This window comes from Pectobacterium fontis (assembly GCF_000803215.1).
GTDB classification, from domain to species: domain Bacteria; phylum Pseudomonadota; class Gammaproteobacteria; order Enterobacterales; family Enterobacteriaceae; genus Pectobacterium; species Pectobacterium fontis.
The window spans coordinates 70,935-86,054 of the sequence record NZ_JSXC01000026.1; the positions used below are offsets into that span (position 1 = coordinate 70,935).

At 53.1% G+C, this 15,120-nt stretch carries 13 protein-coding genes; 12 read left to right on the top strand and 1 reads right to left on the bottom strand.

Features of this window, described 5'->3' with window-relative positions; genetic code table 11:
- The first annotated feature begins 145 nt into the window (after positions 1-145).
- On the top strand, positions 146-817 hold the full coding sequence (gene queE / locus OI69_RS08675) for a 7-carboxy-7-deazaguanine synthase QueE (protein ID WP_039348812.1): 672 nt from the start codon (positions 146-148) through the stop codon (positions 815-817).
- 43 nt (positions 818-860) lie between these two features.
- Here queE and queD read toward each other — a convergent pair whose 3' ends face one another.
- Positions 861-1,223, bottom strand: coding sequence for a 6-carboxytetrahydropterin synthase QueD (queD, locus tag OI69_RS08680; protein ID WP_039306667.1), 363 nt, complete (start codon positions 1,221-1,223; stop codon positions 861-863).
- Positions 1,224-1,639: 416 nt separating this feature from the next.
- On the opposite strand from queD, the gene cysJ reads away from it, so the two are divergent.
- The 11 genes from cysJ (at position 1,640) to tssK (ending at position 15,118) form a co-directional block, all read left to right on the top strand.
- Positions 1,640-3,472, top strand: coding sequence for an NADPH-dependent assimilatory sulfite reductase flavoprotein subunit (cysJ, locus tag OI69_RS08685; RefSeq protein WP_039348814.1), 1,833 nt, complete (start codon positions 1,640-1,642; stop codon positions 3,470-3,472).
- Positions 3,472-5,205, top strand: coding sequence for an assimilatory sulfite reductase (NADPH) hemoprotein subunit (cysI, locus tag OI69_RS08690; protein WP_039348816.1), 1,734 nt, complete (start codon positions 3,472-3,474; stop codon positions 5,203-5,205). Before cysJ ends, cysI begins: the two co-directional genes overlap by 1 nt.
- Positions 5,206-5,217: 12 nt before the next feature.
- The gene (locus OI69_RS08695; protein ID WP_039348819.1) at positions 5,218-5,952 is read left to right on the top strand and encodes a phosphoadenylyl-sulfate reductase; all 735 of its coding nucleotides are present in this window, start codon (positions 5,218-5,220) and stop codon (positions 5,950-5,952) included.
- A gap of 910 nt (positions 5,953-6,862) precedes the next feature.
- On the top strand, positions 6,863-7,366 hold the full coding sequence (gene tssB / locus OI69_RS08700) for a type VI secretion system contractile sheath small subunit (RefSeq protein ID WP_039348822.1): 504 nt from the start codon (positions 6,863-6,865) through the stop codon (positions 7,364-7,366).
- A 21-nt stretch (positions 7,367-7,387) separates the two neighbouring features.
- Entirely contained in the window at positions 7,388-8,866 is a 1,479-nt protein-coding gene (gene tssC, locus OI69_RS08705; RefSeq protein WP_039348825.1) for a type VI secretion system contractile sheath large subunit, read from the top strand.
- A gap of 5 nt (positions 8,867-8,871) precedes the next feature.
- Positions 8,872-9,303 (top strand): type VI secretion system baseplate subunit TssE, encoded by a 432-nt coding sequence (gene tssE / locus OI69_RS08710; protein ID WP_015841408.1) that lies wholly within the window; start codon positions 8,872-8,874, stop codon positions 9,301-9,303.
- Between the two features lie 2 nt (positions 9,304-9,305).
- Positions 9,306-11,072: a type VI secretion system baseplate subunit TssF gene (tssF, locus tag OI69_RS08715; protein WP_039348829.1), complete on the top strand. Its 1,767-nt coding sequence runs from the start codon at positions 9,306-9,308 to the stop codon at positions 11,070-11,072.
- Positions 11,036-12,034, top strand: coding sequence for a type VI secretion system baseplate subunit TssG (gene tssG, locus OI69_RS08720; protein ID WP_039348899.1), 999 nt, complete (start codon positions 11,036-11,038; stop codon positions 12,032-12,034). The genes tssF and tssG overlap by 37 nt, the downstream gene beginning before the upstream one ends.
- Before the next feature lie 2 nt (positions 12,035-12,036).
- Positions 12,037-13,257, top strand: coding sequence for a type VI secretion system-associated FHA domain protein TagH (gene tagH, locus OI69_RS08725; RefSeq protein WP_039348832.1), 1,221 nt, complete (start codon positions 12,037-12,039; stop codon positions 13,255-13,257).
- Complete coding sequence (tssJ, locus tag OI69_RS08730; protein ID WP_039348902.1) at positions 13,257-13,778, top strand: type VI secretion system lipoprotein TssJ; 522 nt, start codon at positions 13,257-13,259, stop codon at positions 13,776-13,778. Before tagH ends, tssJ begins: the two co-directional genes overlap by 1 nt.
- 2 nt (positions 13,779-13,780) lie before the next feature.
- Positions 13,781-15,118 carry a type VI secretion system baseplate subunit TssK gene (tssK, locus tag OI69_RS08735; protein WP_039348835.1) on the top strand — a complete coding sequence of 446 codons (1,338 nt, stop codon included), beginning with the start codon at positions 13,781-13,783 and terminating at the stop codon, positions 15,116-15,118.
- The last annotated feature ends 2 nt before the right edge of the window (positions 15,119-15,120 follow it).

Sequence of the window (15,120 nt, forward strand, 5' to 3'; positions counted from 1 at the left end):
AGAGTGATTATTGACGCACGAGGCGAATTACTCAACTGTTCCCGAACGGCATGTTTTCGCCAGATGTGTCACCGCATCGCCGCCATCCTGCAACACGAATGATTTAGGGTATAATGTGTTTTTCAGCGAGCGAGACAGTAAAAACATGCAGTACCCGATTAATGAAATGTTCCAGACGTTACAGGGCGAAGGCTATTTTACCGGGGTTCCTGCGGTATTTGTGCGCCTGCAAGGGTGTCCGGTAGGCTGTAGCTGGTGCGATACCAAACACACCTGGGACAAGCTGGCAGAGCGGGAAACCTCATTGGATCAGGTGCTGGTAAAAACGCAAGAAAGTGATGCCTGGGGCGCGGCGAGCGTGGACGATATTTTGGCGCAGATGGCGCAGCAAGGCTATACGGCGCGCCACATCGTTATCACCGGCGGTGAGCCGTGCATCCACGATTTAGCCCCGCTGACGCTACAGCTTGAGCAACAAGGGTTTAGCTGCCAGATCGAAACCAGCGGCACACACGAGGTGCGCTGTTCGCCCAAAACCTGGGTGACGGTATCGCCGAAGGTGAACATGCGTGGTGGCATGAAGGTGCTCGATCAGGCGCTGCAACGGGCGGATGAGGTCAAACATCCCGTGGCGCGGGAACGTGATATTGACGCGCTGGATGCGCTGCTGGCGCGGCTCGATGATGATAAACCGCGGATTGTGGCGCTACAGCCGATCAGTCAGAAAGAAGAGGCGACCAAACTGTGCATCGCGACCTGCATCGCCCGCAACTGGCGGCTTTCCATGCAGACGCATAAATACCTGAATATTGCCTGATATCAGCGGCGTGAGAGAAGGGCACTCACGCCGCCCTTCCGCGTTACTCGCCTTTATAGACGCAGCCCGCGGTGCAGGTTTCTTTCACCATCACCGCGCTGAGCAAGGGTAATGTCGGTTTCAACTGCTGCCAGATCCAGTGTGCCAGCACTTCGCTGGTTGGATTTTCCAGACCGGGGATCTCATTCAGATAATGATGATCCAACCGTTCCCAGGTCGGCTTGAACGCGGCTTTCAGTTCAGAAAAATCCATCACCCAACCCGTATACGGATCCACTTCACCGGTAATCTCCAGTCTCACCATGAAAGAGTGCCCATGCAGTCGCCCGCATTTGTGTCCTTCCGGTACATGAGGCAAATGATGTGCGGCTTCAAACTGAAAATCTTTAAATAGTGTAGTGACCATCGCGATGTTCCCGGTATCGTTCTGAAAAAAGAGCTTCCAGAATTAGAGTATGCAAAAAACCGTCGCATACTACCCGAAAGCGTCGCTCGAAGCACTTATCACCTGCACCATTAGGCTATTCATTTGCCATTTTGCTCGCTGTCTGTGTCCACTTGACGTGGCTAACAGCAACCCTCCTTCCTCCCGGCATTGCGCTTGCGACACGTATGAAACGCACGCGCCATCAGCTATAACACTTTAAGCAATAAGGGCTATCAGAAAAACCATTTAGTCATTTTGGTTATTTAATATTTCCATCATTTCTTTAATTGTTAAGATACAGACCGTTACCCTTATCCTCCATCCATCTTTTTATTGCCTATTTTGGTATTAGCGTCGTTGGCTAACTGCGCAGGCACAAGGAAACAGAAATCACAATGACAACTCCGGTTTCCCCCATTTCATTGCTTCCGCTGAGTGCGGAGCAATTAACACGTTTACAGGCGGCGACCGGTGATTTCTCATCGACGCAGTTGGCCTGGCTATCTGGCTATTTCTGGGGGCTGGTTCAGCAGCCAGAGAATGTGCAGCCGGGCGCGATAACCGCCACGGCAACGACCGCCGCCGCCGCAGTGAGCGTGCCGGTACAAACGATTACGCTGATCTCCGCCTCACAGACTGGCAATGCGCGTCGGGTGGCGGAGCAACTGCGTGACGATCTGCTGGCAGCTAAACTGTCCGTTAATCTGGTCAATGCGGGCGATTACAAATTCAAGCAAATCGGACAGGAAAAACTGCTGCTGATCGTGACGTCGACGCAGGGTGAAGGGGAACCACCGGAAGAGGCGGTTGCGCTGCATAAATTCCTGTTGTCCAAAAAAGCCCCCGAGCTGAAAGACACCGCGTTTGCCGTGTTTGGCCTGGGTGATACTTCTTACGAATTTTTCAGCAAGGCAGGCAAAGATTTCGATGGCCGTCTGGCTGAATTAGGTGCCGAACGTCTGCTGGATCGTGTGGATGCCGATGTGGATTATCAGGCGCAGGCTGAACAGTGGCGCCGCCAGTTGGTTGATGTATTGCAGGCGCGGGTGCCGGTTCAGGGCGCGGCGGTAGCACAGCTTGCCGCTCAAGGGGCACTGGATGAAATTACCAGCAGCCCGTACAGCAAAGTTTCCCCGCTGCATGCCACGTTTGCGGTGAATCAGAAAGTGACCGGACGCAACTCCGAAAAAGATGTGCGCCATATCGAGATCGATCTGGGGGATTCCGGCTTGCGTTATCAGCCGGGGGACGCGCTGGGCGTCTGGTTCGATAACGATCCTGCGCTGGTGCAGGAGTTGCTGGAACTGCTGTGGCTGAAAGGCGATGAGTCCGTCAGCGTTGACGGCAAGACGTTGCCATTATCGCAGGCGCTGAAAATCCACTTTGAGCTGACGCAGAACACCGCGCCGATCGTCGAGAAATATGCAGCACTGTCGCGTAATGACACGCTGCTGTCGCTGCTGGCCGATAAGCCTGCGCTTCAGCAGTTTGCCCAGCGTACGCCTCTGGTGGATATGGTGCGACAAGCGCCGGCGGAACTAACGGCGGAGCAACTGATAGGTCTGCTGCGTCCGTTAACGCCGCGTCTTTATTCCATTGCTTCCTCACAGGCGGAAGTGGAAAGCGAAGTCCACATCACCGTTGGCGTGGTGCGCTACGACTACGAAGGCCGTGCGCGTGCTGGCGGCGCATCCAGCTATCTGGCCGACAGGCTGAGCGAAGACGATGAGATTCGCGTTTTCATCGAACACAACGATAATTTCCGTTTGCCAGCCAATTCCGACACGCCGGTCATCATGATTGGGCCGGGCTCCGGGATTGCGCCGTTCCGCGCGTTCATGCAGCAGCGCGATGCCGAAGGGGCGGAAGGTAAAAACTGGCTGTTCTTTGGTAACCCGCACTTTACGGAAGATTTTCTGTATCAGGTTGAATGGCAGCGCTACGTTAAAGATGGGCTGTTGACCCACATCGATCTGGCCTGGTCACGCGATCAGGCTCACAAGGTGTATGTTCAGGACAAACTACGGGAAAAAGGCGCAGAGGTCTGGCGCTGGCTTCAGGACGGCGCGCACCTGTATGTGTGTGGTGATGCCAACCGTATGGCGAAAGACGTCGAGCAGGCGCTGCTGGATGTGATAGTTGAGCATGGCGGCATGGACAGTGAACAGGCCGATGAATTTTTAAGCGATCTGCGCCTTGAGCGCCGTTATCAGCGAGATGTGTACTAATGAGTGAAAAATACGTTTTCAGTGAAAAACATCCTGGTCCCTTGGTGGTAGAAGGGAAACTCGCTGATGCTGAGCGCATGAAGCTGGCAAGTCATTTCCTGCGCGGCACGATTGCTGAAGATCTGAACGATGGTCTGACCGGCGGCTTCAACGGCGATAACTTTTTGTTGATCCGCTTCCACGGCATGTATCAGCAGGATGACCGCGATATTCGCGCCGAGCGTGCTGAACAGAAGCTGGAGCCGCGTCATGCGATGATGCTGCGCTGCCGCTTACCCGGTGGGGTGATGACGCCGGAACAATGGCTTGGAATCGATAAATTTGCCAGTGAAAGCACGCTGTACGGCAGTATTCGTATTACTAACCGCCAGACTTTTCAGTTTCACGGCATCCTCAAGCCGAACGTGAAACCGGTGCATCAACTGCTCAATCGTCTGGGGCTGGATGGGCTGGCGACCGCCAATGATGTGAACCGTAACGTGCTGTGTACCTCCAACCCGGTGGAGTCCGAGCTGCATCAGCAGGCCTATGAGTGGGCGAAAAAGCTCTCTGAGCACCTGCTGCCGCGCACGCGTGCCTATGCCGAGATCTGGATGGATCAGGAAAAAGTGGCCACGACGGATGAGGAGCCGATTCTGGGTTCAACCTATCTGCCACGTAAATTTAAAACCACGGTGGTGATCCCGCCGCAGAATGATATCGATCTGCATGCAAACGATCTCAACTTCGTTGCGATTGCCGATAATGGTCGTCTGGTGGGCTTCAACGTGTTAGTCGGCGGTGGGCTTTCTATCGCTCACGGTGATAAGGCGACTTATCCGCGTACGGCCAGCGAACTGGGCTATATTGCTATCGAGCATACGTTGGCGGTTGCTGAAGCGGTAGTCACCACACAGCGCGACTGGGGCAATCGTACCAACCGTAAAAACGCCAAAACCAAATACACGCTGGAGCGTGTGGGTGTCGACAACTTCAGGCAGGAAGTGGAAGCGCGTGCTGGCGTGAAATTTGAAGCGGTACGCCCGTATGAATTCACCGGACGTGGCGATCGCATCGGTTGGGTAAAAGGCATCGACAATAAATGGCATCTGACGCTGTTTATCGAGAATGGCCGTATTCTGGATTATCCGGGTCGCCCTCTGAAAACCGGTCTGGCGGAAATCGCCAAGATCCATAAAGGCGATTTCCGCCTGACGGCGAATCAGAATCTGATCGTCGCGGGTGTTCCGGCACGTAGCAAAGCGAAGATTGATGCGCTGGCGCGTGAGCACGGTCTGATTGATGACAGCGTTAGCGAACAGCGTAAGAACTCGATGGCCTGCGTGTCGTTTCCGACCTGCCCACTGGCAATGGCGGAAGCCGAGCGTTTCCTGCCGGAGTTTGTTACGAAAGTGGAAGGCATCATGCAGCAGCACGGCGTGGGTGATGAACACATCGTGTTGCGTGTGACGGGTTGCCCGAACGGTTGTGGCCGCGCCATGCTGGCGGAAATCGGTCTGGTAGGTAAAGCGGTAGGACGTTATAACCTGCATCTTGGCGGGAATCGCGAAGGGACGCGTATTCCCCGTATGTATCGCGAGAACATTAATGAAACCGAGATCCTGACGGAAATCGATCGTCTTGTTGGGCTATGGTCGCAAGATCGCCAGCCGAATGAAGGCTTCGGTGATTTTGTCATTCGCACCAACATCATTAAACCGGTGCTGGATCCCGCCCGTGATTTTTATGACTGACAGGAGATGCTGATGGCCACATTTAACCTTGAGGCACTGAACGCATTACCGAAAGATGAACAGGTGGCCGCACTGGCCGCCGTGAATAGCCAGCTTGAACCGCTTTCTGCGCAGGAAAGAGTCAGTTGGGCGTTGGAGAATCTGCCGGGCAACTTTGTTTTGTCGTCCAGTTTCGGCATTCAGGCGGCGGTATCGCTGCATCTGGTGACGCAGCAGCGGCCGGATATTCCGGTTATCCTCACGGATACCGGTTATCTGTTTCCTGAAACTTACCAGTTTATTGATGCATTAACGGAACAGTTGACGCTGAACCTGCAAGTATATCGCGCCGCCGCATCCCCTGCCTGGCAGGAAGCGCGCTATGGCAAGCTGTGGGAGCAGGGAGTAGAAGGTATTGAGCGCTACAACCTGCTGAATAAAGTCGAGCCGATGAATCGGGCGCTGAGCGAGCTAAAAGCAGGCACATGGTTTGCTGGCCTGCGCCGCGAGCAGTCCGGCAGCCGAGGCGAATTGCCCGTGCTGGCGATTCAGCGCGGCGTCTTCAAATTCCTGCCGATTATCGACTGGGATAACCGCACGGTTTACCAGTATCTGAAAGGAAATGGCCTGAGCTACCATCCGCTGTGGGATCAAGGCTACCTGTCTGTCGGCGATACGCATACCACTCGCAAGTGGGAGCCGGGCATGAGCGAAGAAGAAACCCGCTTCTTCGGTCTGAAACGCGAATGCGGTCTGCACGAAGGGTAAAATATAGAGAACCGGGCATCGCCCGGTTCGTGCCATTCTGGCTTGCTAAACACTTACTGGCAAATTAACACCTGCTTTTTCGCCACTTCAACACAGTTTGCTATATCCCCTCTGTCACTTCCTGTGGCGTGACCACACGGATGTCTAGCCCCTCGCGCTGTTCCCTATGACGTGACGCCCCAATGTTGGGTTGTGAACGATAGTGTTTTGCCCGTAAATCCCGCTCTTTACGCTCCGCTGAGAGATGAAGAAGGGGGATCGAAAAATGGAGGCTCTATTTGTGAGAGGCATCATTCAAGATTTATCAAAAATAAGTTATATGAATTGCTATTTATTAGCATGGTAATGATATTAATGTGTTGTATGACCATTTGTTATAGTAAATTTTGAAATAAAATGCAGGCTAAATAATGTTATTAAAGCGGTAAAACATTCGTTAATCTTCTTAGCTTGATAATTATTTCATTTTTAATGAAATAAAAAGGCACGAAATATATTTCTTTTCTGTTAATTGAAATTCAATGACTTACCGATTTCTATTGCGATGTTTTTTTACTTAAGGTTTATATAATCTTTTGTTTTTTATGTGTTTGTTGTTTTAGGTGTTCCGCTTACTTGCTCTGCTATATAAGCATTGACCGTGCATTTATGTTGTGTGTATGATCCAAACATAAAATATAAATGTATTTAATTCCTTCTTGGTGTGACTCTTTTACACCGATATAAACTGTAAAATTACGGTTTATTATGGTTTTTTAATTCGGTTTTACTTTATTTCATCTCGCTGGTCGAAAAACAAATACGCTATTTGTTTGCCGAATTGCTGCCGTTCTCATGGACTATGGTGGATTTTCGGTAGGAATCGACTTTACTTCTCCGGGCCCGAGAGCCCTTACGTTGGTATAGACACATGGCAAAAGGAACTGACGGTGCATCTGTCGCACCAAAGGAACGTATTAATATCAAATATGTTCCAGCCACTGGTGGTCAGCAGGCGGAAATAGAATTGCCGTTGACACTGATGATCGTAGGAAATATGAAAGGGCGTACAGAGGAAACGCCTATCGAGGAACGCCAGACCGTATCGATCGATAAAAACAATTTTACCTCCGTGATGAAAGAAGCCAATCTGGAGCTGAATTTCAGTGTGCCAAATCGCCTTGAAGAAGGAAGTCAGGACGATCTGCCAGTAAAATTGAGCATTGGTGGTTTGAATGATTTCTCCCCTGACCGCATCGCCCAGCAAGTGCCTGAATTAAGTAAGCTGCTTGATTTACGTGAGGCACTGGTCGCGCTGAAAGGCCCCCTCGGCAATATTCCCTCATTCCGTAATCGCTTACAGGACCTGTTGTCCAGCGAAGAAGCCAGAGAACAGCTTTTGAAAGAGCTTGATCTGGTAAAACCCGCCGAATAATTGACGAAATAGGGAAAGAATATGTCAATAGTTGAAGAACAATCCCAGGCTGGGGTTGCCAGTGCCTCTGGATCGCTGCTTGACGACATCATGGCTCAAGCGCGTATCACCCCGGTTGATGAAGGTTACAGCGTTGCCAAACAAGGTATTGCTGCGCTGGTTGCTAACATTCTTGATAGCGGAAATGCCGCAGAACCGGTGAATAAAGCGCTGGTCGATAGCATGATCGTCGAACTGGACAAAAAACTCAGCAAGCAGATTGACGTCATTCTGCATGCAAAAGAACTTCAGGAACTGGAATCTTCCTGGCGTTCAATGAAGCTGCTGGTTGATCGCACCGATTTCCGTGAAAACATCAAATTACTGGTGTTACATGCGACCAAAGAAGAACTGTTGGAAGATTTCGAATTTGCGCCTGAAATCTCACAGTCTGGCTTCTATAAGCACGTTTATTCCAGCGGCTACGGCCAATTTGGTGGTCAGCCTATCGGTGGGGTCATCGGGGATTATGCGCTGACGCAAAGTTCACCTGATATCAAACTGATGCAGTATGTCAGCGCCGTTGGCGCGATGGCACACGCGCCGTTCATCTCCTCCGTTGCGCCGACTTTCTTTGGCGTGGATAGCTTTACCGATTTACCTTCCATCAAAGATCTGAAATCCGTTTTCGAAGGCCCGGCCTACACGAAATGGCGTTCGCTGCGCGAATCGGAAGACGGTCGCTATCTGGGGCTGACGGCACCACGTTTTCTGGCTCGTCTGCCTTATGACCCCGTTGAGAACCCGATTAAGGGCTTCAACTATAAGGAAGATATCAGCACCGATCACGAACATTATCTGTGGGGCAATACCGCTTATCTGATGGGTACTGCGCTGACGGACAGCTTCGCGAAATACCGCTGGTGTCCGAACATCATTGGCCCGCAGAGCGGCGGCGCGATTACCGATCTGCCAGTACATGTTTATGAAGCCATGGGACAACTTCAGGCCAAGATCCCGACTGAAGTGCTGATCACCGATCGTCGCGAATATGAAATGGCTGAAGAAGGCTTTATCACGTTGACGATGCGTAAAGACAGCGACAACGCGGCTTTCTTCTCGGCTAACTCGGTGCAGAAACCGAAGGTGTTCCCGAACACCAAAGAAGGTAAAGAAGCGGAAACCAACTACAAGCTGGGTACGCAACTGCCGTACATGTTCATCATCAACCGTCTGGCGCACTACATCAAAGTGCTTCAGCGTGAGCAGATTGGCTCATGGAAAGAGCGTCAGGATCTTGAGCGTGAGTTGAATACCTGGATTAAACAGTACATTGCCGATCAGGAAAACCCACCGGCAGATGTGCGTAGCCGTCGCCCTCTGCGTGCTGCACAAATCAAAGTGCTGGATGTGGAAGGAGAACCAGGTTGGTATCAGGTCACCATGTCTGTGCGCCCGCACTTTAAGTACATGGGGGCAAACTTTGAACTGTCGCTGGTAGGGCGTTTGGATAAGGAATAAGACTGATGCCGTCTCTTTCTGCCTGGGAAAGGGGAAACGCGGCAAGTCTGTTTGATCGCATCCGTGGGGAGGAGCGTCGCTCCTCCCCTGAAACGGAAGTTGAAGCACTGATCGAGTCCGTTAAGCGTCAACTGGACAATGTGCTCAATACCCGGCCCGGAAATTGCCGCAGCGCACCTGAGCTTGGCGTGATTGATTTTAATGACGCAACGCAAGGTGGGGCTGACATTCGAGGGAAAATCCGGGAGGCGATCCGGCAGTGTATCTGTCGCTTTGAACCTCGAATTGTTCATGTGGATGTCGACGCATCGGACTATTTATCGAATCCGATGGAGATGTCGTTTCAGGTTACCGCGCATGTCAGATTGGAAGATCTGGAGCAGGTCACCTCTTTCAATATCCACATGGATAGCCACCGCCATTACAGAATGATCTGATTATGTCACTGGAACATTTTTTCAGGGATGAGCTAACCTACTTGCGTCTGCAAGGGCGTGAATTCGCCAAGGCGCACCCTGAGCTTACCCGATTTTTGTCAGAACAGACCACGGATCCAGACGTCGAACGTCTGCTGGAAGGGTTCGCCTTTTTGACAGGGAGCCTGCGGGCAAAGATCGAGGATGAATTTCCTGAACTGACACACGGTCTGTTGGGCATGCTGTGGCCTAATTACCTGCGCCCTGTGCCGAGCATGACGATTATGCAGTTTTCGGTGCATCCCGGCGCGATTGCCCAGCCCGCGTTTGTTGCGCGTGGTTGTGAGCTAGACAGTCTGCCGATTGATGATGTGGTCTGTCATTTTCAAACCTGTCACGATGTTTGGATTTATCCGGCGGATATCCGTGAGATCAAGGTACAGAGTGGTAACGATCTGTCCACCATTACGCTGGATATTGGGTTACATGGCCCGCTATCGCTCAGCGATTTGCAACTCGACAAACTGCGCTTTTATCTGGGCGGTGATACTTATACGGCCTACGAGCTCTATTTCTGGATCGCCAGCCAGCTTTCGCATATTGAACTGGAAATCGATGGCCAACGCTTCCGTCAGGAAGCCAGCGTGCTGAAGACGGTCGGCTTTGAGCGTGAAGACGCGCTATTGCCGTATCCGGGCAACGTTTATTCGGGCTATCGCATCCTACAGGAATACTTTTGTTTTCCTGAAAGTTTCCTCTTTTTCCAACTCGCTGGCGCGGTATGGCCAGATCTCCCGCTGACGGTCACGGAATTCCGGCTGCATTTTTGTTTCGATCGCCCGCTGCCAGCGGAACTGAAGATCCGCCCTGATTCGTTCATGCTCAACTGCGTACCGGCGATCAATCTCTTCCAGCATGATAGCGAGCCGATCAACCTCAGCGGTCGCCAGACGGATTATCCGCTGAAGGCCAGTTACCGTAACGCCGATAGCTTTGAAATCTTCTCTGTGGATAAGGTAGAAGGCTGGGTTGAAGGGAATTCGGGCCGCGCCCGAGGAATACCGCGAACCTATCAGCCTTTTGAAAGTTTCCAGCATCAAATAGAGCGGGCTAAAGGGCGGTTGGCGCTCTATTACCGCATTCGGGTGAGAGAAGCGGTAAACGGCAACGGTTTTGATCACATGCTCTCTTTTGTCCGTGGCGATGAGCAGGAAGTGATTGATTTGGATGAATCGATCTCGGTAACCCTGACCTGCACCAACCGATCGCGGGCAGCGCAGTTGCCTGTTGGGGCGATCTGTGTGCCAACGGGGAATTCGCCGTCTTTCGCGACGTTCCGTAATCTGGTGCGGCCGACGCGACCACTGCGTCCAGCGATGGACGGTAGTCTGCATTGGACGCTGATCTCTAACCTGTCTCTGAACTACGTGTCATTACTGCGACGTGATGCGCTGGTACAGATTCTGCGTACTTATGATTTTCCGGCGCTGCACGATAAGCAGGCGGAGCAAGCCTCGCGTAAGCGTCTGGCGGGTATCGAATCTATCGAAACCACCCCTATAGACCGTCTGGTACAGGGGATGCCAGTTCGTGGCTTGAAATCCATCCTGTCAGTACGGCAATCCGCGTTTTCCAGTGAAGGAGAACTCTATCTGTTTAGTACGGTGCTGGCGCACTTCTTCTCGTTATACGCCAGCGTCAACGCCTTCCACCTGCTGGAAGTCGTCAACATCGATAACAAGGAGCGCTACCGATGGCCGGTACAGATAGGTCAACACTCAATGATGTGACGTTCCGCCAGGATGTTTCACGCTTTAATTTTTTCCAATTGGTTGAGCTACTTAACCAACTGGAAGGCGTGGATCTGGAACAAGAACTGGATTTTCGTCCTGAGCAGGAGCGTCTGCGCTTTCGTTCTACGGCATCAATTGGTTTTCACCCTAGCGATATTTTGCAAGTGGGGCGTGACGACGAAGGGCGTCAGGAACTGGAAGTCGCGTTTCTGGGGCTGCACGGTAGCCAGTCGCCGATGCCCGGTTATTACCTCGAAGAACTGGCCTGGGAATACGCGCAGGGCGAGCAGAAACTGGGTGTGTTTCTCGACTTCTTTCATCACCGTTTACTCACGCTGTTGCACCGCGCCTGGCGCAAATACCGCTATCACGTTCGCTTTCAGAATGAGGGTGAGGATGGATTCTCCCGCCTGATGTTTGCGCTCGTCGGGTTAGGCAATGACGCCGTACGCGACAGCCTGCCGGTTAACCGCGCCAAGATGCTTTCCTATGCCGGTGTGCTGGCAAGCCCCAGCCGTTCACCGGAAGTGGTCGCGGGGCTGGTCATCCACTGTTTCGATCTGGATGACGTGGCCGTTATGGCCTGGCAGCACCGCCGTGTGCCTATTCACGAAGGGCAGCAGAACCGGTTGGGAAAAGCCAACATGATGCTGGGCGGTGATTTTGTTATCGGCGACAAAGTAAATGATTGTGCTGGTAAGTTTTTGCTTAAAGTCGGCAACCTCAGCTTTAGCCGTTTCCTCAGTTTTTTGCCCAACGGCGAGCATTTTCAGCCGCTGGTGCGTTTTGTCTCTTTCATTCTTCGCGATCAACTGGCTTGGGATCTGCGTCTTGGTTTCGCGGAAGGCGAAGCCAAGGGCTTAAGCCTGGGCAGTGAGCAGAGCAGCCGTTTGGGATGGAGTAGCTTTCTCGGGCAGCCGCCAACGGATCCCTATGTGACGATTTGTGTGCAGGAGTAAATGTGAACGTAACCCATCCACTCACGTTGGTTGTGCTCAACAGTGAACAACTCGATATCAATTCTCAGGTGCAGCACCAGTTCGATCACCGTGGCGGCACGCTAGGAGCGTCGGAAAAAGACCAGTGGCAACTGCGGGATCGGCTGGGATCCGTGGTGCCGGAGCATGCACGCATCGAAATGACCGATGGTTATTTCAGCCTGTGCGATCTGAGCGGTCAGTCGTTTATTAACGGTTCGCTGTCGCCGATTGGGCGAGATCGCAAAGTCATTCTGTCGCACGGCGACGAATTGGTGATTGGGCCTTTCCGGCTGGGCGTGTACATCGGCGATCCGACGACGGAACAGGATATCGATCAGGTATTAGGACAGCGTACGGACGATGTGCTGGGCGGCTGGTTAAGTGAAGATAAAAAAAGACGTTCTGCGGATCTCATCGAGCCATCCGCCGTGTTGAATGACCCGCTGTGGGCGCTCCAGAAAGAACAGAGCCAACCCCTATTGCCATCAGACAGTGAGACGGTCAGAGAATCGCTCACGGCCTCCCTTTCTTCTTTTTCTTCTGCTGAGGACACCATGGATCAGAAATTTGTGGAATTACCGACCATCAACACATCGTACGCGGGAGAGGGGCTGGAAGGGTATGGCGACGGCACCTCACTGGCGCCGCTGATGCGCGGTCTGGGGCTGTCGCTTCAGCCGGGCGATGATGCGCGGCTGCGCGAAATGCTCGAAGAGATGGGAAAAAGCCTGCGTGCGATGGTTGAAGGGCTGCTGGCATTGCAGACGGAGCAGGCGGCGCTGGCGGATACCCATTTACGTCCGATTGAAGATAACCCGCTACGTCTGGGACTGGGCTATGCGGATACGCTGTCCGTGCTGTTTGCCGAAGGGAAAAGCCCGGTGCACCTGTCTGCGCCCGCTGCGGTGGAAGAAGTGTTGAACAATGTGCGGGTGCATCACATCGCGAACCAGCAGGCGATTGCCGTGGCGTTGGAAAATATTCTTCAGGCTTTTTCACCTGACGCGCTGCTCAACCGCTTTGAGCACTATCGCCGCAGTGGAGAAGCATTGGCGGCAGATGACGGCTGGGCATGGCAGATGTATCAGCACTATTACCGTGAATTAACCTCACCGCGCCAGCAGGGGTTCCAGAAACTGTTCCATCAGGTCTATGCGCAGGCGTATGACCGTGCCGTGCGTCAGCAGCAGGAGAAAAAATGATGTTGCGAGCACTGGGCTTATGTTCCCTGATGTTCCTGCTGTCGGGGTGTACGACGTTGGGCAAGATGGCGCAAGTGGCGGCGAATCCTGATATTCAGGTGGGCAGCAACAACCATCAGCCTTCCACCGTGGGTTTTAGTCTGCTGGCGGAACCGGACGTTAACCCGAACGACAGCGGTGAAGCCGCGCCTATCGAATTCCAACTGGTTCTGCTGGCGGAAGATTCGCGTCTGTTAGCTACCGATTACGATCAGGTGACGGCGGATATCGAAAAGGCGCTCGCCAAGAATTACATCAATCATCAGGACTACACGCTGCTGCCGGGGCAGTTCAAATATTTGCCGCCAGAAGTGCTGGACGAAAAGGTGCACTACCTCGGCGTGATAGCGCGCTATGCCGATCCAGAAAGTTCGGAATGGCGCAAAGTCATCAAACTCAAAAACACCGGGCAGACGTATCAGATCCTCGTGCACCTGCGCAGGGATGAAGTCGAAATCAAAAAAGACCAAGAAGAAGAATAATTATGTCGAGTCGCAATCGCATTATCTGGCGGGAAGGGCTGTTCATTAAACCGCAGCATTTTCAACAGCAGCAGAGACATACCGATTACGCACTGCATGCGCGTCTCAGCGCCCTCAGTGATTATTTCTATGGTTTGCAGTCGCTGGCGATTAATGAGGAATACCTCAATTTTGGCCGTATCGCGCTGGTTAACGCCAGCGGTGTGATGCCTGACGGCACCGTGTTCAATATTCCGGGGGATGATGCCCTGCCGCTGCCGTTGGAGATCACGGACGTCGCGCTGGCAAACCAGAAAGTGTATCTGGCGTTGCCGCTGGCGGTGAATGGCGTCAGTGAAGTCGGTCAGCCGGGACAGGGTATCGCCAGCCGTTTGCAGTCACACCGGCATGACGTGCGCGATCTGCACAGCGACGGCGGTGACGTTGTTTCGCTGGAAGTCGGCAAAGTTAGCCTGCGCCTGATGCTCGATCGTGACGATCGCAGCGCCTATGCCTCGCTGGCGATTGCCAACATTCTGGATAAACGTCCTGATGGCGGCTTGATTTTGGATCCTAACTTCATGCCATGCAGCATCAGCGTTACCGCCGTTCCCACCTTAAAACGCTTTTTGGGGGAATCCGCTGGTTTGGTGGCGGAGCGTGCGCGCAGCCTGGCGCAGCGTATTGCCGCACCGGGGCAGCAGGGGGTGGCCGATGTCGCCGAATTCATGATGTTGCAACTGCTTAACCGCGCTCACCCCAAACTGTCGCATCTGGCGCGTTTGGGTACGTTGCACCCTGAACGTCTGCACGAAACGCTGGTGGAGCTGTGTGGTGAACTGATGACGTTCACCGATGAATCGCGTCTACCGCCAGAATTCCCCGCTTATCGCCACGAACACCAGCAGGCCAGCTTTGAGCCGCTGATGATGGCGCTCCGTCAGGCGCTGAGTACCGTGCTGTCGCCGCGTGCCGTCTCCATCCAACTGAAGAAACAGCCATATGGCGTCATGGTGGCGATGGTGGGCGATGCGGAATTGATGGCGGGTGCCGAATTTGTGCTGGCGGTACGCGCGCGTATGCCGCAGGAGCATTTGCGCAAACAGCTATTGCAACAAACAAAGATCGCCTCCAGCGAGAAGATCCGCGAACTGATCAGCCTGCAACTGCCGGGTATCCCGCTGTTGCCGTTGCCCGTCGCACCGCGTCAGTTGCCTTATCACGCCGGTTACAGCTATTTCCAATTGGACAGACAAAGCCCCGCCTGGCAGGTGCTGGTATCGGGCAATACGCTGGCATTCCACATTGCTGGCGAATTCCCGGAACTGGATATGCAGCTTTGGGCCATTCGTGGCCAGTAGTG

Coding starts and splice junctions, on each gene's coding strand:
- tssF (WP_039348829.1), top strand. CDS start 9,306: ATGTCACTGGAACATTTTTTCAGGGATGAGCTAACCTACTTGCGTCTG.
- tssE (WP_015841408.1), top strand. CDS start 8,872: ATGCCGTCTCTTTCTGCCTGGGAAAGGGGAAACGCGGCAAGTCTGTTT.
- tssK (WP_039348835.1), top strand. CDS start 13,781: ATGTCGAGTCGCAATCGCATTATCTGGCGGGAAGGGCTGTTCATTAAA.
- cysI (WP_039348816.1), top strand. CDS start 3,472: ATGAGTGAAAAATACGTTTTCAGTGAAAAACATCCTGGTCCCTTGGTG.
- queD (WP_039306667.1), bottom strand. CDS start 1,223: ATGGTCACTACACTATTTAAAGATTTTCAGTTTGAAGCCGCACATCAT.
- tssG (WP_039348899.1), top strand. CDS start 11,036: ATGGCCGGTACAGATAGGTCAACACTCAATGATGTGACGTTCCGCCAG.
- queE (WP_039348812.1), top strand. CDS start 146: ATGCAGTACCCGATTAATGAAATGTTCCAGACGTTACAGGGCGAAGGC.
- cysJ (WP_039348814.1), top strand. CDS start 1,640: ATGACAACTCCGGTTTCCCCCATTTCATTGCTTCCGCTGAGTGCGGAG.
- OI69_RS08695 (WP_039348819.1), top strand. CDS start 5,218: ATGGCCACATTTAACCTTGAGGCACTGAACGCATTACCGAAAGATGAA.
- tssJ (WP_039348902.1), top strand. CDS start 13,257: ATGTTGCGAGCACTGGGCTTATGTTCCCTGATGTTCCTGCTGTCGGGG.
- tssB (WP_039348822.1), top strand. CDS start 6,863: ATGGCAAAAGGAACTGACGGTGCATCTGTCGCACCAAAGGAACGTATT.
- tssC (WP_039348825.1), top strand. CDS start 7,388: ATGTCAATAGTTGAAGAACAATCCCAGGCTGGGGTTGCCAGTGCCTCT.